25 protein-coding genes are annotated in these 19762 nt (G+C 68.6%); 12 read left to right on the top strand and 13 right to left on the bottom strand.

Annotated features, from left to right (window positions below):
• Nucleotides 1–3: 3 nt before the first annotated feature.
• Genes ACFYO1_RS20885 through ACFYO1_RS20875 form a run of 3 tightly spaced genes read right to left on the bottom strand, consistent with a single transcriptional unit; the run spans nt 4 to nt 1647 of the window.
• Complete coding sequence (locus ACFYO1_RS20885) at nt 4–477, bottom strand: roadblock/LC7 domain-containing protein (RefSeq protein ID WP_387233295.1); 474 nt, start codon at nt 475–477, stop codon at nt 4–6.
• A complete protein-coding gene (locus ACFYO1_RS20880) occupies nt 474–1247 on the bottom strand; it encodes a hypothetical protein (RefSeq protein WP_387233293.1) in 774 nt (257 codons plus the stop codon). Before ACFYO1_RS20880 ends, ACFYO1_RS20885 begins: the two co-directional genes overlap by 4 nt.
• Entirely contained in the window at nt 1237–1647 is a 411-nt protein-coding gene (locus ACFYO1_RS20875; protein WP_387233290.1) for a hypothetical protein, read from the bottom strand. The genes ACFYO1_RS20880 and ACFYO1_RS20875 overlap by 11 nt, the downstream gene beginning before the upstream one ends.
• A gap of 492 nt (nt 1648–2139) precedes the next feature.
• On the opposite strand from ACFYO1_RS20875, the gene ACFYO1_RS20870 reads away from it, so the two are divergent.
• Nucleotides 2140–2352 (top strand): hypothetical protein, encoded by a 213-nt coding sequence (locus tag ACFYO1_RS20870; protein WP_387233287.1) that lies wholly within the window; start codon nt 2140–2142, stop codon nt 2350–2352.
• Nucleotides 2353–2381: 29 nt separating this feature from the next.
• On the opposite strand, the gene ACFYO1_RS20865 is transcribed toward ACFYO1_RS20870, so the two are convergent.
• Together ACFYO1_RS20865 and ACFYO1_RS20860 are read right to left on the bottom strand one after the other, a co-directional pair.
• On the bottom strand, nt 2382–2591 hold the full coding sequence (locus tag ACFYO1_RS20865) for a hypothetical protein (RefSeq protein WP_378723288.1): 210 nt from the start codon (nt 2589–2591) through the stop codon (nt 2382–2384).
• 118 nt (nt 2592–2709) lie between these two features.
• Entirely contained in the window at nt 2710–2919 is a 210-nt protein-coding gene (locus ACFYO1_RS20860) for a BldC family transcriptional regulator (RefSeq protein WP_040739417.1), read from the bottom strand.
• A gap of 183 nt (nt 2920–3102) precedes the next feature.
• Here ACFYO1_RS20860 and ACFYO1_RS20855 point away from each other — a divergent pair, with 183 nt between their 5' ends.
• The 5 genes from ACFYO1_RS20855 to ACFYO1_RS20835 all read left to right on the top strand — a co-directional run bounded on the left by ACFYO1_RS20855 (nt 3103) and on the right by ACFYO1_RS20835 (nt 5978).
• A complete protein-coding gene (locus ACFYO1_RS20855; protein WP_387233284.1) occupies nt 3103–3456 on the top strand; it encodes a DUF4229 domain-containing protein in 354 nt (117 codons plus the stop codon).
• Nucleotides 3453–4538: a PLP-dependent cysteine synthase family protein gene (locus ACFYO1_RS20850; protein ID WP_387233281.1), complete on the top strand. Its 1086-nt coding sequence runs from the start codon at nt 3453–3455 to the stop codon at nt 4536–4538. The genes ACFYO1_RS20855 and ACFYO1_RS20850 overlap by 4 nt, the downstream gene beginning before the upstream one ends.
• 152 nt (nt 4539–4690) lie before the next feature.
• A complete protein-coding gene (locus tag ACFYO1_RS20845; protein ID WP_150399788.1) occupies nt 4691–4912 on the top strand; it encodes a helix-turn-helix domain-containing protein in 222 nt (73 codons plus the stop codon).
• Nucleotides 4912–5508, top strand: coding sequence for a Clp protease N-terminal domain-containing protein (locus tag ACFYO1_RS20840; protein ID WP_387233277.1), 597 nt, complete (start codon nt 4912–4914; stop codon nt 5506–5508). Before ACFYO1_RS20845 ends, ACFYO1_RS20840 begins: the two co-directional genes overlap by 1 nt.
• An 83-nt stretch (nt 5509–5591) precedes the next feature.
• Nucleotides 5592–5978 carry a phage holin family protein gene (locus tag ACFYO1_RS20835; protein WP_150399786.1) on the top strand — a complete coding sequence of 129 codons (387 nt, stop codon included), beginning with the start codon at nt 5592–5594 and terminating at the stop codon, nt 5976–5978.
• A 14-nt stretch (nt 5979–5992) separates the two neighbouring features.
• Here the strand turns inward: ACFYO1_RS20835 and ACFYO1_RS20830 are convergent, their stop codons facing one another.
• Both ACFYO1_RS20830 and ACFYO1_RS20825 read right to left on the bottom strand, forming a co-directional pair.
• Nucleotides 5993–6862 carry a 1,4-dihydroxy-2-naphthoate polyprenyltransferase gene (locus tag ACFYO1_RS20830; protein WP_387233273.1) on the bottom strand — a complete coding sequence of 290 codons (870 nt, stop codon included), beginning with the start codon at nt 6860–6862 and terminating at the stop codon, nt 5993–5995.
• A 36-nt stretch (nt 6863–6898) separates the two neighbouring features.
• The gene (locus ACFYO1_RS20825) at nt 6899–7366 is read right to left on the bottom strand and encodes an SRPBCC family protein (RefSeq protein ID WP_387233270.1); all 468 of its coding nucleotides are present in this window, start codon (nt 7364–7366) and stop codon (nt 6899–6901) included.
• 87 nt (nt 7367–7453) lie between these two features.
• Here ACFYO1_RS20825 and ACFYO1_RS20820 point away from each other — a divergent pair, with 87 nt between their 5' ends.
• Nucleotides 7454–10837 carry a BTAD domain-containing putative transcriptional regulator gene (locus ACFYO1_RS20820; protein ID WP_387233267.1) on the top strand — a complete coding sequence of 1128 codons (3384 nt, stop codon included), beginning with the start codon at nt 7454–7456 and terminating at the stop codon, nt 10835–10837.
• Between the two features lie 72 nt (nt 10838–10909).
• Here ACFYO1_RS20820 and ACFYO1_RS20815 read toward each other — a convergent pair whose 3' ends face one another.
• Both ACFYO1_RS20815 and ACFYO1_RS20810 read right to left on the bottom strand, forming a co-directional pair.
• Nucleotides 10910–11746, bottom strand: coding sequence for an ABC transporter permease (locus ACFYO1_RS20815; protein WP_387233264.1), 837 nt, complete (start codon nt 11744–11746; stop codon nt 10910–10912).
• The gene (locus ACFYO1_RS20810) at nt 11743–12729 is read right to left on the bottom strand and encodes an ATP-binding cassette domain-containing protein (RefSeq protein WP_387233262.1); all 987 of its coding nucleotides are present in this window, start codon (nt 12727–12729) and stop codon (nt 11743–11745) included. Before ACFYO1_RS20810 ends, ACFYO1_RS20815 begins: the two co-directional genes overlap by 4 nt.
• 92 nt (nt 12730–12821) lie before the next feature.
• On the opposite strand from ACFYO1_RS20810, the gene ACFYO1_RS20805 reads away from it, so the two are divergent.
• Together ACFYO1_RS20805 and ACFYO1_RS20800 are read left to right on the top strand one after the other, a co-directional pair.
• Nucleotides 12822–13052, top strand: a complete 231-nt coding sequence (locus tag ACFYO1_RS20805; RefSeq protein ID WP_387233259.1) for an antitoxin — start codon at nt 12822–12824, stop codon at nt 13050–13052.
• On the top strand, nt 13052–13495 hold the full coding sequence (locus ACFYO1_RS20800) for a TA system VapC family ribonuclease toxin (RefSeq protein WP_387233256.1): 444 nt from the start codon (nt 13052–13054) through the stop codon (nt 13493–13495). The genes ACFYO1_RS20805 and ACFYO1_RS20800 overlap by 1 nt, the downstream gene beginning before the upstream one ends.
• Here the strand turns inward: ACFYO1_RS20800 and menE are convergent.
• From menE to ACFYO1_RS20785, 3 genes are all read right to left on the bottom strand, one after another.
• Nucleotides 13492–14625 carry an o-succinylbenzoate--CoA ligase gene (gene menE, locus ACFYO1_RS20795; RefSeq protein ID WP_387235259.1) on the bottom strand — a complete coding sequence of 378 codons (1134 nt, stop codon included), beginning with the start codon at nt 14623–14625 and terminating at the stop codon, nt 13492–13494. The genes ACFYO1_RS20800 and menE overlap by 4 nt on opposite strands.
• A 408-nt stretch (nt 14626–15033) precedes the next feature.
• Nucleotides 15034–15426, bottom strand: coding sequence for a VOC family protein (locus ACFYO1_RS20790; protein WP_387233253.1), 393 nt, complete (start codon nt 15424–15426; stop codon nt 15034–15036).
• 1 nt (nt 15427) lies between these two features.
• The gene (locus ACFYO1_RS20785) at nt 15428–16321 is read right to left on the bottom strand and encodes a 1,4-dihydroxy-2-naphthoyl-CoA synthase (RefSeq protein ID WP_150399779.1); all 894 of its coding nucleotides are present in this window, start codon (nt 16319–16321) and stop codon (nt 15428–15430) included.
• A gap of 93 nt (nt 16322–16414) precedes the next feature.
• Here ACFYO1_RS20785 and ACFYO1_RS20780 point away from each other — a divergent pair, with 93 nt between their 5' ends.
• From ACFYO1_RS20780 to menD, 3 genes are all read left to right on the top strand, one after another.
• Nucleotides 16415–17071 (top strand): PaaI family thioesterase, encoded by a 657-nt coding sequence (locus tag ACFYO1_RS20780; protein ID WP_387233249.1) that lies wholly within the window; start codon nt 16415–16417, stop codon nt 17069–17071.
• 85 nt (nt 17072–17156) lie between these two features.
• Entirely contained in the window at nt 17157–17606 is a 450-nt protein-coding gene (locus ACFYO1_RS20775) for a DUF6918 family protein (protein ID WP_150400817.1), read from the top strand.
• A gap of 161 nt (nt 17607–17767) precedes the next feature.
• Entirely contained in the window at nt 17768–19411 is a 1644-nt protein-coding gene (gene menD, locus ACFYO1_RS20770) for a 2-succinyl-5-enolpyruvyl-6-hydroxy-3-cyclohexene-1-carboxylic-acid synthase (RefSeq protein WP_387233246.1), read from the top strand.
• Between the two features lie 18 nt (nt 19412–19429).
• Here menD and ACFYO1_RS20765 read toward each other — a convergent pair whose 3' ends face one another.
• Nucleotides 19430–19645 (bottom strand): hypothetical protein, encoded by a 216-nt coding sequence (locus ACFYO1_RS20765; RefSeq protein ID WP_387233243.1) that lies wholly within the window; start codon nt 19643–19645, stop codon nt 19430–19432.
• Nucleotides 19646–19762: the final 117 nt, after the last annotated feature.

The following is a 19762-nucleotide window of genomic DNA, read 5'->3' as shown; positions in this document are numbered from 1 at the left end:
CTTTCATTCGGATTTCGTTGCCTGGTCGTTGCCGCGGTTCGCGATGGTGGCCATCTGTTCGGCGATCGCGCGCGCCACCGGCCGCGATTCCAGATGGAGGCGGCCGACATTCACCTCGGGGCCGGCCAGGACGGTCAGCGAGGTCCAGCCCGCGGCGTAGACGACCACGTGCCCCTCGGTGCCGTGCACGACGACCTCATGGAATCCGCCGCCGTTCGCGGTGGTCACCAGCCGGTAGGACAGCGAGAGCTGCGCGGCGGCCAGCGCGGCCATCCCGGCGGGTTCGATGTGCGCGGGTAGGTCGTGCGCGACCAGCAGGCCGTCACCGGAGGCGACCAGCGTGCCGGTCAGCCGGGGGACGCGTGCGCGTAGCGCCTTGAGCTCCGCGAGCACCGCCGCGTTCGGTTCAGGTGCGGATATCGACACCTTGGTCAACCTTCCCATCAGTTCGCCGAGCAGTTTCTTCCGCGCGGTCACGCATCCTCCAAAGCCGCCCGCAGGCGAACTAGTAAGTCGGCGTCGGGTTTCCAGCGGTCCGGGGCGGGCACCGGGGCGGACGGCCGCGCCCGGCGCCGACGGGGCGGACCGGCCGCCACCGGGGTGGCCGGCGGCTCGGCGGGGACCACGGCGGTGGGCGGTTCGATGAGTCCGGCCGCGGTCAGTTCACGCACCGCCACCAGACACCCGTAGGTGGTCCGGCCGAGATGGTCGCCGATCCCGCTGACGCTGCGCCGCGCGTCGGCGGCGGCGAGCACCTCGGCCTGCCCGCCGGTGAGGACGACCCGCCGCCTGCCCCGGCGCACCGGCACGACGGGTGCGCGATCGACCAGTCGCGCGGGCCACGGTGTGGCCTCGGGATCGCCGCGCCGCACGCACTCCTGAACGAGTGCGTGCGGCGCGATCCGGCAGATCGCGGCGAGCCAATGCGGTGGCGCGGGCCGGAATTCGGGCACCGATTCGGCCGCGAGCAGAAAGTAGGCGGCGTCGAAAACCGACAGCAGCGCAAGGGTTTCCAGCCGTGGCCGGGCCAGCAACCGGTCGGCCTCGCCGGCTTCGGCGCGCCGCCAGTCCTCCGCCGTCGCCACGCCCGCCTCCAGGACGAGCCGGGCAAGGCCGCTCGTGCGCAGGCAGTCCGCCGAGGTGATCGCCCCGTCGGTGAGCTGGAACGCGCCGTCGCCGAGAAACAGTACGCCGGTGCGTTTCTCGTTTTCGAGCCGCGAAAGTTCTTCTGTCAGTTCACCGCTCATGACCCGGCCCGACGAATTCGGCGATGATTCCACGGAGCTGGAATCGCGCCATCGCCAAATTCCCGGTGGCGTCGTCGAATAGGGCGTGGATGAAAAGCCGGCCGTCGAAGTCGCCGGGTAACGGATTCAGCAGATGAAATCCCTTGGTGCCGTAAACGATCAGCTCGGTGAGGTCCTCGTCGCCGTCGCCGGTGCTCAGCGCGCTGCAGTCGAGCACGGTGCGCATCACGTCGGTGGTGGCCGCCGCGTCCTCGTGCTGGTCGACCACGTCCTGCCGGCCCGCCGCGGCGATCGCCAGCCCGCTCGCGCCATCCACCAGGATCGCGCTGCGCGCGCCGGGAATGTTCATGATGCGTTCCAGACAGCCGTCCACACCGATCACCGCGTCACCACTTGTCATATCCGGGGGCTCGAGAATTCCAGAGGCTACACAGTGCGGGTGCGTGACGCGCGGTAAATGCCGCAAAACTTTGCTCTAAAATACCTTTTGGTTTCGACTATTTCGGCCGGACCGGTCGGAATTATCTCGGGTGCCGATGAGCCGGTCGGCCGCGATCGATGGCCCGGCCGTGCGCCGGTGACGGCGAGCAACTCCGAGCCGCCGCAAACTGATAGTTAGCTCGGCTAACGCACTACCGCCGGCATCGGTACGCACCGCCGGCCGTAACCCGCTGTCCGCGCGGGATGTTCAGTGCGGCTACACCGGAATCAGTTCGGCTCAATAGCCGATTCGGGGAAAAGTAACGGGCATCACTCCACTTCTCGGCTGATAGCGAGATTCGCGAAAGTGGCGCAGATCACGGGCCTCTCGGCGTGCCGTTCGGCGAAACGCCGTGTCCTGTCTATATGCGATGCGTCGATCCGGCGCACAGACGGTTGAGGAGACGGGCTCTTGGATTCCGATTACTTCACCTATCTCCCGGCTGCGGTGGTCGACGCGGACGGAAGCTTGGTCGAGCAGCTGAACAACGGCGCATTGCGCAAGCTGGTGCAGACGGCGGCCGGGCTCTCCGTGGAGGCGCAGCACTATCTGGCAATGCTCGCGAATCGACTGCGCGCGAGCGAAGGACTGCACGCGCGCAACTACGCCGATGGTGAGATGTGAGCCGCGGGAGCGGGATCCGGGCCGAGCGCTCAGCGCTCGGTGGAGTCGGAGTCTCCGTTGCGGTGCTGGCGGGATAGCCGCCAGAGGAACTCTGGATCGTCGTCCGGTCCGACGACACGCTTGCGTTGCGGTGATCGCGTGTGGGTAGCGGTCGGTCCGGCAGATCTCTCGGGGCCGAACGCCTTCCAGCACAGCACCGCGACTGCCACGACCGCGATGAGTGCCAACAGGTACGTCACGTCGCTCACCTCCTGGTTACGAGGGTAGTCCCGTGCGTAGCTCTCGCACACCGCTGACGTGAAATCGGTACGCCGGGTGGGCGCGGGCCCCGGCACGATGGGCCCGCGCGGCCCGCAGTCAGCGTGCGGTCGCCTCGGTGGTGAGCGACTTGAGCAGCTGCATTACCTCTGATTCGCGGAACCGGCGATGCCCGCCCGGTGTGCGCAACGACCCGAGACGCCCGGCATGGGCCCAGCGGGTGACCGTCTTGGGATCGACGTGGAACATGGCAGCAACCTGCCCTGGTGTCAGCAGGGTGTCCTGGCCGCCGACGGTGATCGCACTCATAGCAAACCTCTCCGTTCTCGACAGTTCCCTCATCAGATGGCGACATCGTTGCACTGAAACCCCTAGGTACTCGAACCACCTACTGTTGGTAAAGGGGAAGTAATAGACAAATCGGATATCCTCCCGACCTCGGCAACGGGCGCGCGCCGCGGGCGGGCAACAGCTTCGCATAGGCTGAGCGACGTGAGTGACGCAACTCCACCAGATGGTGTTCCAGGACAGCAAACCGCTGGCGCGGGCCGTCGGCTCGCCCGCAACCTCGGTCTGTACACCCTGGCCAGGCTGGTCCTGGTCGTGCTGATCACCGTGCTGATCGTGCTGGTCGCGCGGCTGGTGAAGGTGGACATTCCGCTGGTGGTGGCCGCTTTGTTCGCGCTGATCATCGCCATGCCGCTCTCGCTCACGCTGTTCAAGCGGCTGCGCGTGCGGGTGAACGAGGACATCGCGGTGGTGGACGAACGCCGCAGGCACGACAAGGCCCAATTGCGGGCCCGGTTGCGCGGCGAGGCGCCTGAGGACAATCAGGGGGCATCGTGAAGTCCTGTGATCGCAGCACCCCCCGCGACTGGGTCGACAACGCGGTGCGGCTGATCGACGCCGACGCTCAGCGCAGCGCCGACACCCACCTGATCCGGTACCCGCTGCCCGTCGCGTGGAACGTCCAGCTCTATCTGAAGGACGAATCCACCCACATCACCGGCAGCCTCAAGCACCGGCTGGCCAGGTCGCTGTTCCTGTACGCGATCTGCAACGGCTGGGTCACCGAGGGCACCACGGTGGTGGAGGCGTCCTCCGGCTCGACCGCGGTCAGCGAGGCGTATTTCGCCAAGCTGCTCGGCCTGGATTTCGTCGCGGTGATGCCGGCCAGCACCTCGCCGCAGAAGATCGCGCTGATCGAGGCGCAGGGCGGCCGTTGTCATTTCGTCCAGCGCCCACCCGACATGTACACCGAGGCCGCTCAGCTGGCCGCCGAGTGCGGCGGGCACTACATGGACCAGTTCACCCATGCCGAGCGCGCCACCGACTGGCGGGGCAACAACAACATCGCCGAATCCATCTTCGAGCAAATGACTTTGGAGTCGCATCCGGTCCCGGAGTGGGTGGTGGTCGGGGCGGGCACCGGCGGCACCAGCGCGACCATCGGCCGCTACATCCGATACCGCAGGCACGCAACGAAATTGGCCGTGGTCGATCCGGAGAACTCGGCCTTCTACGGCGGCTACGAGACCGCCGACTCGGGCTACGAGACCGGAATGTCTTCGCGGATCGAGGGAATCGGCCGCCCGCGGGTGGAGCCGTCGTTCGTCGGCCAGGTGGTCGATCGGATGATCGGCGTGCCGGACGCGGGATCCATTGCGGCGGCCCGGTATGCGAGCAAGGTGCTCGGCCGCCGGGTGGGCGGCTCCACCGGCACCAACCTGTGGGGCGTGTTCGCGATCATCGCCGAAATGCTCGCCGCCGGCCGCGGCGGCAGCGTGGTGACGCTGCTGTGTGACGGCGGAGATCGTTATGCCGGAACGTATTTCGACGACGCCTGGGTCGAGTCGCAGGGGCTGAGCCTGGCCGAGCCGACCGCGATCCTGGACAAGTTCGCCGCCACCGGCGAGTGGGCGGGCTGACCGCACCCCGCCGCATGGCCGATCGAAGGCCGCCGTCGTTCGGGACGTAGCACCCGGGCGGAGGCGGCCTTCGTGTTTCTTCGCCGAGCGCGAACAACCTCGTCGTCAATTTTTGTTGACATCTGCCGGTTGCGTCAATCAAAATTGACGCCATGACAGAAGCAACCACTCTGGCGGCCGCCGCGGGCAGCCCCGACCCCAAGGTCGGGTTGCGCGCGGTACTCGCCCTGCGCCGGCTGCTCGAACGTCTGGAAGCGATCCAGGTGGCCAACGCCCGCGAACAGGGCTGGTCATGGCAGCAGATCGCCGAAGCGCTCGAGGTCAGCAAGCAGGCAGCCCACCAGAAGCACAATCAGAGAGGCAGGAACCGCTGATGTTCGAACGGTTCACCAAGACCGCGCGCAAGGCCATCGTGCTGGCCCAGGAAGACGCGCGGGAACTGCGCTCGTCGACCATCGAGGTCGAGCACGTGCTGCTCGGCCTGCTGTCGCAGAGCGAAGACGAGCTGAAGGCGCTGCTGGCCGACGCGGGCGTCACGCACGCGGGGGTGATGAGCGCGCTGGCGGCGCAGCGACCAGGCGATCCGCTCGGCAGCGAACCGCTGGGGGAGGAGGACGCCGAGGCCTTGCGGTCGATCGGCATCGACCTCGACGCCGTGCGCGAGTCGCTGGAGGCGAGCTTCGGCGAGGACGCGCTCGACCGCGCGATCCCCGAGAGCAGGCGCAGCCCGTTCGGCTGGGGTCGGGGCGGCAATTTCGGCCACATCCCGTTCACCAGGGACTCGAAGAAGGTGCTCGAACTGTCCCTGCGGGAAGCCTTGGCCCGTAAGGACAAGACCATCGAATCCGCGCACGTGCTGCTCGGCATCCTGCGCGCGCCCAATCAGACCACCGTGCGTCTGCTCGGCGGCTCGCAGTCGGTCGACGACCTGCGATCCAAGGTGCACGCGCTGCTCGACCGCGCGGCCTGAGCCGGTGGACATGGGTCGGCGGGGCAGCCGCGAATCGCGTTTCGAGTCGACACATGTCCGCCCTGCCGCCTTAGCATGGGCGCATGCAGCTTCTGATTCGGTTGATCATCAACGGGGTGGCCATCTGGCTGGCCGCCGCCTGGGTCGACAAGATCGACATCATCAGTCCGGCGGACAACGGCAATGTCGGCAAGGTGCTCGTCGTGCTGGCCGTCGCCGCGGTGTTCACCGTGGTGAACGCGCTGGTCAAACCGATCGTCAAGCTGCTGTCGCTGCCGCTGGTGATCGTCACGCTCGGCCTGTTCCTACTGGTGATCAATGCGCTCATGCTGTGGCTGACCGCGAAGATCACCGAGACCACCGATTACGGCCTGCGTGTCGACGGCTTCTGGGCCGCGGTGATCGGCGGCCTGATCGTCTCGATCGTCAACTGGGTGCTCGGTATTTTGGTCCCCGACGGCGACGACTAGCCCGCGCGGCTACCTCAGACCAAGCTGATGGCCACTGCGGTGAGTGCCGACCAGGCGAGCATCGCGAGGCCGGAGTCGCGCAGTGCCGGAATGAGTTCCAGGCCGCCCTTACCGGAGCGGACCGGGGCATTGGCCCGCACCGCGAGCGGAATGGCCAGCAGGCCGACCAGCGCGAACGGGGTGCGCGCCACCAGCAGCAGCGTGCCGATGAACGGGACGGCGAGCAGCGCGAGCTGCAACGTCCTGGTGCGCGGGTCGCCCAGTTTGACGGCCAGGGTGACCTTTCCGGACTGCGAGTCGGTCGGGATGTCGCGCAGGTTGTTCGCCACCAGCACCGCGCTGGAGAACGCGCCGACCGACACCGCCAGCACCACCCCGGCCCAGTCGATCCGCTCCGCCTGCACGAACTCGGTGCCGAGCACGCCGACCAGGCCGAAGAACACGAACACCGCGATCTCGCCGAAGCCGCTGTAGCCATAGGGCTTACTGCCGCCGGTGTAGAACCAGGCACCGGCCAGGCAGGCCACGCCGACCAGCAGCAACCACCAGGCCGTCGTCGCGGCGAGCACCAGGCCGACCACCGCGGCGATGCCCAGGCTCAGGATCGCGGCATTGCGCACCGCCGCGGCCGAGGCCAGCTTCTGCCCGACCAGCCGCACCGGGCCGACCCGCACGTCGTCGGTGCCGCGGATGCCGTCGGAGTAGTCGTTGGCGAAGTTGACGCCGATGATCAGGGCCAGCGAAACCAGCAGCGCGAGAACGGCTTTCCACCACACGGCGCCGTCGAGCGAGGCGGCGGCGCCGGTGCCCGCGAGCACCGGGGCGATTGCGTTCGGCAGGGTGCGTGGACGTGCGCCCTCGATCCATTGCGCTGCTGTAGCCATCCCCGCAGCATAGTGTCGCGGGCCGACATCGGCCGCTCAGCGCCCGTCGGCCTCCGCGACCGCCTTCAACCGGGCCAGGCCCTTCTCGAAATCCTTGCCGACCAGCTTGTCGGTCGGCAGGATCTTGGACAGCACCTTCATCAGGCCCTGCTGCTCCCCGGTCATCCGCCAGACCACCTCGGTGGCGCCGGACTCGGTCGGGTTCAGCTCGAACAGCACCTGATTGGTGGCCTTCCACGGTTTCTCGAAGACCAGCCGGATGCCGATCTCGCGATCGGCGCTGGCGACGACCTCCATGCTGCCCGCACCGGCCTTGCGGTTGCCGACCCAGGCGTACTTGGCGCCGATGCCGGCGTCCGGGCCCGTGTACGTGCGCCGCAACTGCGGGTCGAGGTCCTCCCAGGGGGACCATTTCGTCCATTCGTGCAGGTTGTCGATCAAACCGTGGATGCGCGACGGCTCGGCCGAGATCACGGCCTGCCGGACCACTTCGAACTCAGCCATGCGGACAGCGTAGGCGACCGACCACCGGAAATGGGGTGAAAAACCATGTCGGCTCGACCAGCCCTGCTCGCATACGATTACCGCGGGATGTTGTCGGAACAAGGCGGCCCGGACGGTCGCGGTCGAGTGGTGCGCGCGCCCGCAGGTGAACCGGTCGTGGTCGCCCTGCTGGGCGAGATCGCGCTGCGCCGAGACGGCGCGCTGACCGCGCTGCCCGGTGCACGGTCCCGTCTCCTGCTCGCGGCCTTGGCGCTGCATCCAGGCCGCAGCCGCAGCGCGCAGTCGCTGATCGACGACGTGTGGGGTGAGCAGCCGCCGCGCGCGCCGATGAACGCGCTGCACACCCAGGTCTCGCGCCTGCGGTCCGCGCTGCCGGACGGCGCGCTGGAGATCGGCCCGGCCGGCTACCGCCTGACCTTGCGCGCCGACCAGGTGGATCTGGCGCTCGTGGCCGCCCTGGTCCGCCAGGCTCGCGAGTGCCGGACCGCCGGTGACGACGCGGGCTGCCTCGACGCGATCGCGCAGGCGCGGACGCTGTGGCGTGGCGAGCCCGGCGCGGATCTGCCGCCGGGCGAAGTGGCCGACGCCCTGAACGCGGTCGCGACGAGCCGGCTTGCCGAACTGGACACACTCGAACTCGCCGCCCGCGAGACGACCGGCGACCTCGACGGCGCGCTGCGGATCGCCCGATTCCAGGCCGGCCTCCACCCGCTGGACGAGCCCGCTCAGCTCACGCTGATGCGACTACTCGCCCTGGCCGGCCGGCCCAACGAGGCGCTGGAGTCGTTCGCCGCGTTCCGGATTCGGCTGGTCGATCAGCTCGGCGCGGATCCCGGTGCGGCGCTGGTCGAGTTGAACACCGCGATCCTGCGCGGAGAACCGCTCGATCACAGCACGCGGCGGCCGGCCGCGCCGGCTTTGCGGATCCGAGACACGGCAACCCATTTCGGAAGCGGCATCGAACAGCCCGACGGCGCCACGGACTTCGCCATGCCCTCGGCGATCGGGCTGCGCGCCGCGCCCAACCCACTGCTGGGTCGCGAAGCCGATCTGACCGCGCTCGACGCACTGCTGCGCACCTCGCGGGTGGTTACAGTGCTCGGTCCCGGCGGGTCCGGCAAGACTCGGATCGCGAACGAGGTCGGCGCGCGGATCGCCCGCACCCGCTCGGTGGTGCTGGTAGAGCTGGCATCGATCCGCGCGGAAGACAACGATGTCGTGCTCGAGATCGAGGCCGCGATCAGCGCGGTGCTCGGCCTGAGCGACACGTCGTTCAACGCGACACCCGCCGTGCGGAATCGGCAGGTAGCGGCGGTAAGCCGGCAGCGGCTGCGCAACGCGGTCGGCGCGCGTCCGATGACGCTCGTGCTGGACAACTGCGAGCATCTGATCGAAGCCGTCGCGGTCGTGGTCGCCGACCTGATCGGCAGCGCGGATCTGCTGACCGTGCTGACCACCAGCCGGGCGCCGCTGATGATCACCGCCGAGGCGGTATATCCGTTGCCGCCGTTGACCATCGACGCGGCCGGATCGCCCGCGACCGAGCTGTTCGCGGCGCGGGCCAGGTCGGTGCGTCCCGGCGTCCGGCTGGAACCGGAGACCGTCGCGCATCTGTGCCACACCCTCGACGGACTGCCGTTGGCCATCGAACTCGCCGCCGCGCGGGTCCGGGTGATGAGCGTGGAGGAGATCAATCTGCGGCTGACCGACCGGTTCACACTGCTGCGCCACGGCGATCGCAGTTCGCCGGAGCGGCACCGCACGTTGCACGCGGTGATCGACTGGAGCTGGAACCTGCTGGACGCCTCGCAGCAGGTGGCCCTGCGCCGATTGTGCCGATTCCCGGCGGGTTTCACGTTGTCCGCCGCCGAGGCGGTGGTCAGCGGGCCCGAGGTCGACGACGTCGCGGCCGCGGTCGACGGGCTGGTGAACCAGTCGCTGCTCACCATGCTCGACGACGAGGTCCTCGGCACCCGCTACCGCATGCTGGAGACGGTGCGCGAGTACGGCGATGAACAGCTGACCGGCTGCCCGGCCGAGTCCGACCTGATGGCCGAGCGATTGATGCTGTGGGCCAAGAACTATTGCACCGATGCCGCGGCGCGCTACCTCACCGGCGATCAGGTGGAGCTGGCCCTCTCGGTGGCGACCGAACTGGACAATTTGCTTGCGGCACTGCGCTATGCGCTCGAACGGCGGGACGCCGGGACCGCATACACGATTTTCCCGGTGATCAGCATGCTGTGGGTGCTGCGCGGTTCGCACCTGGAGGTAATCGCCTGGGCGCCCAGGATCGCCGAACTCCACCCGGCCGATTCCGGCCCGGACGCGCCGTCCGGCGACCTGGTGCTGATGAGCTATCAGACGATGTTCATGCACCTGGCCTTCAGCCGCGGCGACCCGCGGGACCTCGCGCGGCTGCGCACCAGGGTCCGCCGATTGCTACGCGACAGAACCGATCTCAGCCTGGCCAACCGATTCGTCGGGCAGATCGTGCTGACCCGCTCCGACGGCCGGGGGCTCGCCCGGTTCATAGCGCACTCCGTCCGCTCGACGGATCCCGAAACCAGTTCTACGGCCCTGCTTTTGCGCGCGAACATCAAGGAGAACCTCGGCGACGTCCGTGGTTCGACGGTGGACGCGGTCCGTGCGCTCGAGGTCTTCGGCGGTGACAATGTCTGGAGCGTGGCCATGGTGTGCCGGCACCTCGGCCAGGTGTACGGCCAGATCGCCGAGTACGAGGAGGCCGTCGCGTACTACCGCCGCGCACTCGGCATGCTGCAACGGCTGGGCGCGTACGAGGACACCGTCGAGACCCGCGCCATGCTGGTCGCGTCGCTGCTCGGCTCCGGGCGTCTGGCCGAGGCCCGGCGCGAACTGGCGTTCGCGTTCGAGTCGTCGCATCTCGACGGCACCGTGGGCGGGAAGAATCATCTGCTCGCCACGATCATGCAGAGTTCGGCCGAGGCGTCGCTCGCCGAGGGCGATATCGAGGGTGGACTAGACCGCTACCAACGAGCGTTGGAGCTGTCCGGCTGGCCGGAAGACGACGCGAATCCGGGGCCGGGCGGGCTCATGCTCGGCGCCGCCGTCTTGGGCGCGCGCGTGCTGCACGATGTGCTGGACGGCACGGACGAACTGGCCAGGAATTTGATCGATCTCGTGCTGCCGACGATGGCGCAGTTCCGGGATCTGCCGCAGATCGGCGCCGTCGCCGCCGCGGTCGGGGCGTATCTGGTCGCCACCGGGCAGGACCGGGCCCGCGGTCTGGAGCTGTTCGCATTGGCGCCGAACGCCTTCTGTCGTCAGGACTTTCCGTCGATGCGCTGGTCCACGCAGGCCGAATTGATGGACCGGCGGCTCGGCAGGGGCCCGCTGGCCGAGGCCAGGGCGAAGGTGATGCGCACGCGCCGGCGGGACTCGGTGGACCGGATCATGCGGTTGCTCGGTGAGTTGCAGGCCGCGCGCTGAGCACCGGGTAACGCAACGCCGGCCGGCCCATGGCCGACCGGCGTTGCGTTGCCCCTCATCGGGTTTCGGTGCTCACGCCCGGCGCATGTACGCCTTCACCCCCAGCGGGGCGAAGACCGCGATCACCACCGCCGAGCCGATCAACGACCAGGCCAGGTTGCTGCCGTAGATATTGCTGTTCATCAGATCCTGGGCCGCGTTCACCATGTAGTAGACCGGGTTCACGTGGTTCAGGCCCTGCAACCAGCCGGGCATCTTGCTCACCGGGGCCAGCGCGCCGGACATGAAGGTCAGCGGGAACATGATCATCATCGAAATGCCTTGCACCCCGGAGGCACTCTTGCCGGTGACACCGACGAGCGCCCAGATCCAGCTGACCGCGAACGAGCACACGATGATCACCAGTCCGGCGGCCACCACGCCGGCGAAGCCGCCGCCGGGCCGGTAGCCGAGGCACAGTCCGACCAGCACGGTGAGCACCGTGGCGAGGGTGTAGCGCACCATGTCGGCGATCAGCGCGCCGGCCAGCGCCGAAATGCGGGCGATCGGCAGGGATTTGAACCGGTCGAACACGCCCTTGTCCATGTCCTCGCGCAACTGGGTGCCGGTGACGACCGAGGTCAGGATCACCGTCTGCACCAGAATGCCGGGAATCAGGGTCGGCAGGTAGTCGTGCACGGACCCGCCGATCGAGCCGCCGAAGATGAAGGCGAACAACGCGGTGAACAGGATCGGCTGCACGGTGACGTCGAACAGCTGCTCCGGGTTGTGCTTGATCTTCAGCAGGCCGCGGTAGGCCATGGTGAACGAGGTCTCGATCGACCTGCGCAGGCTGATGTGATTGCTGACCTCGGGCAGGTTGACGGGCGCGGCCCGGCGGGCGGGGGCGGGAGCGGTGATCGTGGTCATGCCGCGCTCCTTTCGGTGTCGGTGTCGTCGGCCGGACGGCCGGTGATGGTGAGGAAGACCTCGTCGAGGCTCGGCTTGCTGACGGTGATCTCGTCGATGCCGATCTGCCGCTCGCGCAGGCGGATCAGCAGGTCGGCGGTCAGGCCGGCGTCCTGGAGCGGCGCGGTCAGCCGGCCGGCCTCCGGCGTGATCACGGCGTCGGCGGCCAGGAACTCGCTGACGACGCGGCGCGCCTCGTCGAGCTGATCCCGGTCGACCAGGGTCAGGTGCAGCGAGGAGCCGCCGACCGAGGCCTTGAGTTCGTCGGCGGTGCCGTCGGCGATCACCTTGCCGTGGTCGATCACCGCGATCCGGTCCGCGAGCTGGTCGGCCTCGTCCAGGTACTGGGTGGTGAGCAGCACCGTGGCACCCTCGCGGACCAGCCTGCGGATGGTCTCCCACATCTGGGCGCGGGTGCGCGGGTCCAGGCCGGTGGTCGGCTCGTCGAGGAACAGCAGCGGCGGGGTCGCGATCAAGCTGGCGGCCAGATCGAGCCGGCGCCGCATGCCGCCGGAGAAGTTCTTGAGCGGCTTGGTCGCCGCCTCCGTCAGATCGAACTCCTCGAGCAGCTCGACCGACTTGCGCCGGGCGTCGGAGCGGCTGAGGCCGAGCAGGCGGGAGAACAGGATCAGGTTTTCGGTGGCGGACAGATCCTCGTCGACCGAGGCGTACTGCCCGGTGACGCCGACCAGCGACCGCACGGCCGTCGGTTCGGCGACCACGTCGTGGCCGAAGATGCGGGCGCTGCCGCCGTCCAGGCGGAGCAGGGTGGCGAGCATCTTGATGGTCGTGGTCTTGCCCGCGCCGTTCGGTCCGAGCACGCCGTACACCGAGCCTTGCGGCACCGCCAGGCTCACACCATCGACGGCGCGCTGTTCCCCGAACACCTTGACCAGCCCGTCCGCCTCGACGGCGAGTGCTGAAGTGGGTGTGAAAGAAGTCATGGATATGACTGTGCGGCACCCTTCTTGCACGGTCCTTGCACGACGATGACACGGGGATTGCATCAGATGCCCCAGCGAGTAGCATCAGATGCATGCGCACCACAATCGATATCGACGCGGTCGTGTTGGAGCAACTTCGACGGCGGCAAAAACGAGAGGGGAAGACCTTGGGGCAATTGGTTTCCGAACTGCTGGCCCGTGAATTGGCGCGCGACGAGCCTCGGCTCGTCGCCGATATCGCCTGGCCGAGCCAGAACCTCGGTCTTCGCGTCGATATCGAGGACAAGCACGCCTTGTACGCGGCCCTGGACGCGGATGCCTGATGTCGCGAACCGTCGACACGAACATCCTCGTCTACGCCTCGGACAGCGGATCGCCGGTCCATCGGCAAGCGTCGGAACTCATGCAGGAGCTGTTGCGTGGGCCGGAACTGACAACAGTGTTCTGGCCGGTGCTGCACAGCTATCTGCGGATCGTCACGCATCCGGCGATCTGCTCGTCACCGCTGCCCATCGCGATCGCCCACCAGGCGGTGGAGGCGGTTCTGCAATCGCCGTCGATCCGGGTGGTCGCCGAGGGCGCGAACTTCTGGCGCTGCTACACCCAGATCGGTGGCGGGCGCGGCAACGACGTGCCCGATGCGGTGATCGCCGCATTGATGCTCGAGCACGGCGTATCGACGATCTATACCCGGGATCGGGACTTCCGCCGATATCCGGCCATCTCGGTCCGCGATCCGTTCCCGGACCGAGTCGAACGGCGCTAGCGGCTCGAATCGGCGAGCAGGTTTTCCCGCAGCCGGGTGCGGTCGGGCTTGCCCGGACCGCGCATAGGGATCTCGTCGACCAGCGTCAGTTCGCGCGGGGCGGCGATCGAATCCAGTTCGGCGATCACATGTTCGCGCAGTTCGTCCAGGGTGGGGGTGGCACCGGAGGCGGGGACCACCACGACCGCGACGCGCTGGCCGAGGCGTTCGTCCGGCAGACCGAGCACCACGCATTCGCGGATGGCCGGGTGGTTCATCAGCACGGCCTCGACGACCTGTGGGATCACCAGCAGGCCGCCGGTCATGATGGCCTCGTCTAGCCGGCCGGTGATGCTCAGCCTGCCGTCGGTGAAGGTGCCCGCGTCCTCGGTGCGGAACCAGCCGGGCTCGGCGAAGGCGGGATTGTCCGGTTGGCCGCGGTAGCCGGAAGCGATCATCGCGCCGCCGAGCAGCACCCGGCCGTCCTCGATGCGGACCTGCGTGCCGTCCAGCGGGACTCCGTCGTATACGCAGCCGCCGCAGGTCTCGCTCATGCCGTAGGTGCGAACGACGTTGATACCGGCCGCTTTCGCGCGCTCGTAGACCGGCGGCGGGGTGGCCGCGCCGCCGACCAGGACGCCGTCCAGCTGGGCCAGTGCCGCTGCGGCGACGGGTGCGTCGAGCGCCTTGATCAGCTGGGTCGGCACCAGCGCGGTGTAGCGCCGCTCGCCGCGCATGCCGGACACGGCGCCGGCCAGCGCCTCCGGCAGGAAGCCACCGGAGACGTCGAGGATGGTGGGCTGGGTGCCGGCCAAGATGCTGCGCAGCAGCACCTGAATGCCCGCGATGTGGTGCGTCGGCAGGGCCAGCAGCCAGCTGCCCGGCCCGCCGAGCCGGTCGTGCGTGGCGGTGCCGCTGGCCCGCAACGCGGCGGCGCTCAGCATCGCGCCCTTGGGCACGCCGGTGGTGCCGGAGGTGGTCACCACGAGGGCGACGTCGTCATCGATGGTCTCGCCGGGTGCGAGGGCGTCGCTGAGGCGCCGGGCCTCGCGCCGATCGCTGGTCGGGATCGGCAGCCACGCGGGGCCGTTGCCCTCCAGCGCTTCGCGCAGATGCGGAAGTACCTCGCCCGCACCCGAGCCCGTCGGCATCGGCAGCGTGCGCAAAGTACGGCTCACGATTTCACCCCGGCGCCAACCCCCACCGTTCGCGGAACAGTCACGACTTCACCTCGCCGTTCGGCCCCATCGTTCCCAGAGGCGCTGTGCCTACGGCTCGCCCACTGCGCTTGCTCACGGTAGCGATCGTGTCATGGCCGCGTCGCCGAACGCGGAACGGGTGGTCGGTTTGCTGGGGTGGCGCGAGACATGTACGGCCACCCCCGGGAAATGGGGCTCAGGTACGCCAGGCATCGAGACTGCGATTCACTCGTCGGACGGGTTACGCACGGTGGCCGGGCCGGACATCGGCGGTCGGGGGCCATCCGAGCGCTATCGTCCTCGCCGCAGCGGCCCTTGGCAACTCGGCTCCGCCGTCCTATGGGCCGGGCTCTTGCGATATCAGTCCTTCGGCCTGCGCGTATCCCGGCGGATCGGGTGATCCGCGGGCACTTCCACGATGACGATCGGCACCCCGTCCGGGTCGCGCACCCACATTTCGATCAGTCCCCACGGCTCCCGCACCGGCGCCCGATCGATGACGATGCCCTGTAAGGCGAGCTCCGCCGCCGCGTCCGCCGCGTCGCGAACCTGGAGCCAGATGGCGCCGTCGAACGAGGACGGGGTGTCCGACCCGCCGTGCGCGGCCACCTCGATCAGCGACTGTCCAGCGAAGAAAACAGTGCCGCCCGGATACTCTCGCGCGATGGCCAATCCGAGCCCGTCGCGGTAGAAACCGAGCGTCCGCTCGTAGTCGGCCGGGCGCAGGATGATTCGGCTGCTGAGCACGTCCATGTCAGAAATACCAGGGGTAGGGGGTCCAGTCGGGCTTGCGCTTCTCCAGGAACGAGTCGCGGCCCTCGACAGCCTCGTCGGTCATGTAGGCCATCCTGGTCGCCTCGCCGGCGAACAGCTGCTGGCCCACCAGTCCGTCGTCGAGCAGGTTGAACGCGTACTTCAACATGCGTTGGGCCTGTGGGGATTTGCCATTGATGTCGGCGGTCCATTCCAGCGCGACGTTTTCCAGTTCGGCGTGATCGACGACCTTGTTCACCGCGCCCATCTGGTGCATCTCCTCGGCGGTGTACGGGCGGCCGAGGAAGAAGATCTCGCGGGCGAACTTCTGGCCCACCATTTTCGCCAGATAGGCGCTGCCGTACCCGCCGTCGAAGCTGCCCACGTCGGCGTCGGTCTGCTTGAACCGGGCGTGCTCGCGGCTGGCCAGGGTGAGGTCGCAGACCACGTGCAGGCTGTGCCCGCCGCCCGCGGCCCAGCCGTTCACCAGCGCGATGACCACCTTCGGCATGAACCGGATCAGCCGCTGCACCTCGAGGATGTGCAGCCGGCCCGCGCGCGCCTGGTCGACGGTGTCCGCGGTGTCGCCGCTGGCGTACTGGTAACCGTTGCGGCCGCGGATGCGCTGGTCACCGCCGGAACAGAAGGCCCAGCCGCCGTCCTTCTCGCTGGGGCCGTTGCCGGTGATCAGCACCGCGCCGACGTCCGAGGTCATCCGCGCGTGGTCCAGGGCCCGATAGAGTTCGTCGACCGTATGCGGGCGAAACGCATTACGCACCTCGGGACGATCGAAAGCGACACGGACCGTGCCCTGTTCGATGTGCCGGTGATAGGTGATGTCGGTCAGGTTCTCGAACCCGGGGACGGGTCGCCACAACTTCGGATTGAACGTCACCCTAGTGATTATTGCCCTCGGCTCCTGATCCGCTCGAGCTGCGTGCGAAGATCTGCCACTTGACGGTGTAAAATAACGGGTTACCGTGCAGGTATGAACGATCGAGTGAAACCGGTTATCGACCGTAGCGCGGTGGACGAGTCCCGGTACGAACGGCACGGGGGATTCCCGAAGGCATCCCGCGCGAAGATCGGCCCCCACTTCGGGCCGTTCGTCGAGGCCATGCGGACCCTGCAGGATCTCGCGGTTTCCGTGGACGCGCCGGACGAGGTCTTCGGCGCCGCGCTCGCTCAGGCCGAACAACTCATCGCGCTGCTCGAGCCGCACCGCGCACCCGAACTCCAGGGCCCGGCCGGCCGTGCGGTCGAATTGCCCGGCCGCGGAAGCCTTCTGCTGCCGCCGTGGCAACTGGCCGAGGCGGGTCCGGACGGCATCCGGATGACCGGCGAGTTCCGCCGATACCACCTCGGCGGCAACGGCGCGGTGCACGGCGGCGTGCTGCCGCTGTTGTTCGACGAACTGCTCGGCATGATCGTGCACTACGCCGGCCGGCCGATCAGCCGCACCGCTTTCCTGCATGTGAACTACCGCAAGATCACTCCGCTGGAAACGCCGCTGACGGTGCGCGGCCGTGTCGATCGGATCGAGGGGCGCAAGACCTTCATCACCGGCGAATTGCTCGATGAGCAGGGCAATCTGCTCGCGGATTGTGAAGGATTGATGGTGCAATTGCTGCCCTGGCAGCCTTGAGCCGGTGAGTGCCGCGACCAGTCGCGCGGGGATGCGTATAGTTGCGCCTGCTCGTTCATCGAAACCTATTCCGGAGGACCTGAAAGTGGTTGCAGCACTGTCTGAATCCCTGCTCGACGACGCCAAGCGCCCGGCTTTCCTTGCCGATGCCGTCGAGGTTCTTGATGCCGAGGTCTCGGACAAGGGTGGTGCGTCCGGCCTGGCAGTGAAGGGTGGCTACGCGGCGGTCAAGAAGATCAGCCCGTCGATCGTGCCCGACGGCCTGGAGTCGTTGGCGCCCAAACTCGTTGCGCAGTTGGACCCGTTCTGGCAGGAATTCACCGCGGCGGGAGCGTCGGGCAAGTTCGGTGATCTGCTGGTCGCCAAGTCCGACCAGGTCGCCGAGGCACTCCTGTCCGTCACCGACGCCCGCGCCGAAGCCTCCACCCGGCCCGCGCTGAAGAAGGTCTACTCGTCGATGCGTTCGTCGGCGAAGAAGAATGTCATCGAGGCGCTGCCGCGCGTCGGCGACCTGATTCAGAAGCACGCCAACTGAATCGACCTCGTGCACGTCGAACGCGTCGCACATCGACCGGCCGCCCGCGGCCGGGTTTTCCGATGTGCGGCGCGTTCTGCTGTCCGGCCCGCCGCCGTCGACCCGCCCGGTGTGAGCAGGGCGACGAAGACGCGGGGCCCACTGTCTGAGAGGCTGGAGACGTGAACCCGTCTACAGCACAAGCGCAGGTCGTGGTGGACGAACTCGCGCGCGGCGGGGTGCGGGATGTCGTCCTGTGCCCCGGCTCGCGCAACGCCCCGCTGGCCTTCGCGCTGCAGGCCGCCGACGCCGCGGGGCGGATCCGGCTGCACATGCGCATCGACGAACGGACCGCGGGGTTCCTCGCCATCGGTTTGTCGGTGGCCAGCCGCCTGCCGGTGCCCGTCGTGATGACCTCGGGTACCGCGGTGGCCAATCTCGGCCCGGCCGTGCTGGAGGCCAACTACGCCCGCATTCCGCTGGTCGTGCTCAGCGCCAACCGGCCGTACGAGATGCTCGGTTCCGGCGCGAACCAGACCGTCGAACAGCTCGGGCTGTTCGGCAGCCAGGTCCGCGCCACCATCAGCCTCGGCCTGGCCGAGGAGGAGGCCGTGACCGCCGACTGCGCGGCCTACGGGCATCAGAACAGCCAGTGGCGCTCGGCCGTGTGCCGAGTCCTCGCGGCCGCCCGCGGCACCCGCTCCGGCAACGCGGGCCCGGTGCACTTCGACATCCCGCTGCGCGAGCCGCTGGTGCCGAATCTCGCGCCGGGGGAACTCGCCCCGGCCGGCCGCGCCGACGATCAGGCGTGGACCAAGACCCAGTACGCCACGCTGGACGTGCCGCTCGACCTCGATCTCACCCCCGACACCGTGGTGATCTCCGGACACGGCGCCGGGCTGCGGCCGGAACTGGCCGACCTGCCCACCGTCGCCGAACCCACCGCGCCGATGCACGGTCCCGCGCTGCATCCGCTCGCGCTGCCGCTGCTGAGGCCGCGCCAGGCGATCATCACCGGACGGCCGACGCTGCATCGTCAGGTGTCCAAAGTCCTTGCCGACCCGGCGGTTCGGGTCTACGCGCTCACCACCGGACCGCGCTGGCCCGATGTCTCCGGCAACGTGCTCGGCACCGGGACCCGGGCGGTCACCTCCGGCGCGCCCCGGCCGGAGTGGCTGGCGTACTGCCGTGAGCTGAACGCGAAGGCACAGCAGGTGGTGCGCGAGGAACTCGACGCCCACCCGAAGCCGACCGGGCTGCACGTGGCCGCGGTCGTGATGAACGCGCTGCGCGACGGCGATCAGCTGCTGCTCGGCGCGTCCAATCCGGTGCGCGACGCGGCGCTGGTATCGCATCCGCGGCCGGGCATCCGGGTGCTGTCCAACCGCGGCGTCGCGGGCATCGACGGCACGGTGTCCACCGCGGTCGGGGCCGCGCTGCGGCACGAGGGCCGGACCGTCGCGCTGATCGGCGACCTGACCTTCCTGCACGACGCGTCCGGGCTGCTGATCGGCCCCGGCGAGCCGCGGCCCGCCGACCTGACCATCGTGGTGGCCAATGACGACGGGGGCGGCATCTTCGAGCTGCTCGAGCAGGGCGATCCGCAGTACGCGGGCGTCTTCGAGCGGGTCTTCGGCACGCCGCACGGGATGGATCTTGCCGCGTTGTGCGCTGCCTACCGGATTCCGCACAAGCAGGTCGATCCCGCGCGGCTGGCGGTCGAGCTGGCCGGGAACGCGCACGGGACGCGGGTGCTCGAGGTGGCTACCGAACGATCCAGCCTGCGTGAGTTGCACGCCACGGTGCGCGCGAAGATCGCGCCCTGACAAGATCTTTCGCTGACCTCAGGCGTGGTCGATGTCGTCGTCCAGGGGGACGGTGATCGATTGCTCGATCACGTCTGCCGGATCGGCTTCCCAGGTCTCGGCTACTTCCGGCCCGTCCTGGTCTGATCGGTCGTCCGCGTACTCGTCGGCGTTCGGGTAGGCGGGGATCGACTGCTCGGCGAGGTCGGCTTCCGGAACCGCGTACAGGTCGTCGGACGTGCTGCGATCGGTCATTGTGCGCTCCTCTCGGCAGGGGCCTCGGTCGAGGGCGTACCCGCGCGGGCACGCCGCAATCAAGGCGGACAGCGGTCCAGCACCTCCGAGCATGCGCCACGTCCGGTGCGCGAGCAA

The sequence above is a fragment of the Nocardia sp. NPDC006044 genome, from assembly GCF_042871115.1.
Taxonomy (GTDB): Bacteria; Actinomycetota; Actinomycetes; order Mycobacteriales; family Mycobacteriaceae; genus Nocardia.
This window is presented reverse-complemented; position numbering and strand designations above follow the sequence as displayed.

Bases quoted from the DNA above. Each gene is read 5' to 3' on its own strand.
- ACFYO1_RS20880 (WP_387233293.1), bottom strand. From the start codon at position 1,247: ATGAGCGGTGAACTGACAGAAGAACTTTCGCGGCTCGAAAACGAGAAA.
- ACFYO1_RS20790 (WP_387233253.1), bottom strand. From the start codon at position 15,426: ATGGACGTGCTCAGCAGCCGAATCATCCTGCGCCCGGCCGACTACGAG.
- ACFYO1_RS20840 (WP_387233277.1), top strand. From the start codon at position 4,912: ATGTTCGAACGGTTCACCAAGACCGCGCGCAAGGCCATCGTGCTGGCC.
- ACFYO1_RS20810 (WP_387233262.1), bottom strand. From the start codon at position 12,729: ATGACTTCTTTCACACCCACTTCAGCACTCGCCGTCGAGGCGGACGGG.
- ACFYO1_RS20860 (WP_040739417.1), bottom strand. From the start codon at position 2,919: ATGAGTGCGATCACCGTCGGCGGCCAGGACACCCTGCTGACACCAGGG.
- ACFYO1_RS20845 (WP_150399788.1), top strand. From the start codon at position 4,691: ATGACAGAAGCAACCACTCTGGCGGCCGCCGCGGGCAGCCCCGACCCC.
- ACFYO1_RS20835 (WP_150399786.1), top strand. From the start codon at position 5,592: ATGCAGCTTCTGATTCGGTTGATCATCAACGGGGTGGCCATCTGGCTG.
- ACFYO1_RS20820 (WP_387233267.1), top strand. From the start codon at position 7,454: ATGTTGTCGGAACAAGGCGGCCCGGACGGTCGCGGTCGAGTGGTGCGC.
- ACFYO1_RS20805 (WP_387233259.1), top strand. From the start codon at position 12,822: ATGCGCACCACAATCGATATCGACGCGGTCGTGTTGGAGCAACTTCGA.
- menE (WP_387235259.1), bottom strand. From the start codon at position 14,625: ATGCCGACGGGCTCGGGTGCGGGCGAGGTACTTCCGCATCTGCGCGAA.
- ACFYO1_RS20815 (WP_387233264.1), bottom strand. From the start codon at position 11,746: ATGACCACGATCACCGCTCCCGCCCCCGCCCGCCGGGCCGCGCCCGTC.
- ACFYO1_RS20830 (WP_387233273.1), bottom strand. From the start codon at position 6,862: ATGGCTACAGCAGCGCAATGGATCGAGGGCGCACGTCCACGCACCCTG.
- ACFYO1_RS20825 (WP_387233270.1), bottom strand. From the start codon at position 7,366: ATGGCTGAGTTCGAAGTGGTCCGGCAGGCCGTGATCTCGGCCGAGCCG.
- ACFYO1_RS20765 (WP_387233243.1), bottom strand. From the start codon at position 19,645: ATGACCGATCGCAGCACGTCCGACGACCTGTACGCGGTTCCGGAAGCC.
- ACFYO1_RS20875 (WP_387233290.1), bottom strand. From the start codon at position 1,647: ATGACAAGTGGTGACGCGGTGATCGGTGTGGACGGCTGTCTGGAACGC.
- ACFYO1_RS20780 (WP_387233249.1), top strand. From the start codon at position 16,415: ATGAACGATCGAGTGAAACCGGTTATCGACCGTAGCGCGGTGGACGAG.
- ACFYO1_RS20800 (WP_387233256.1), top strand. From the start codon at position 13,052: ATGTCGCGAACCGTCGACACGAACATCCTCGTCTACGCCTCGGACAGC.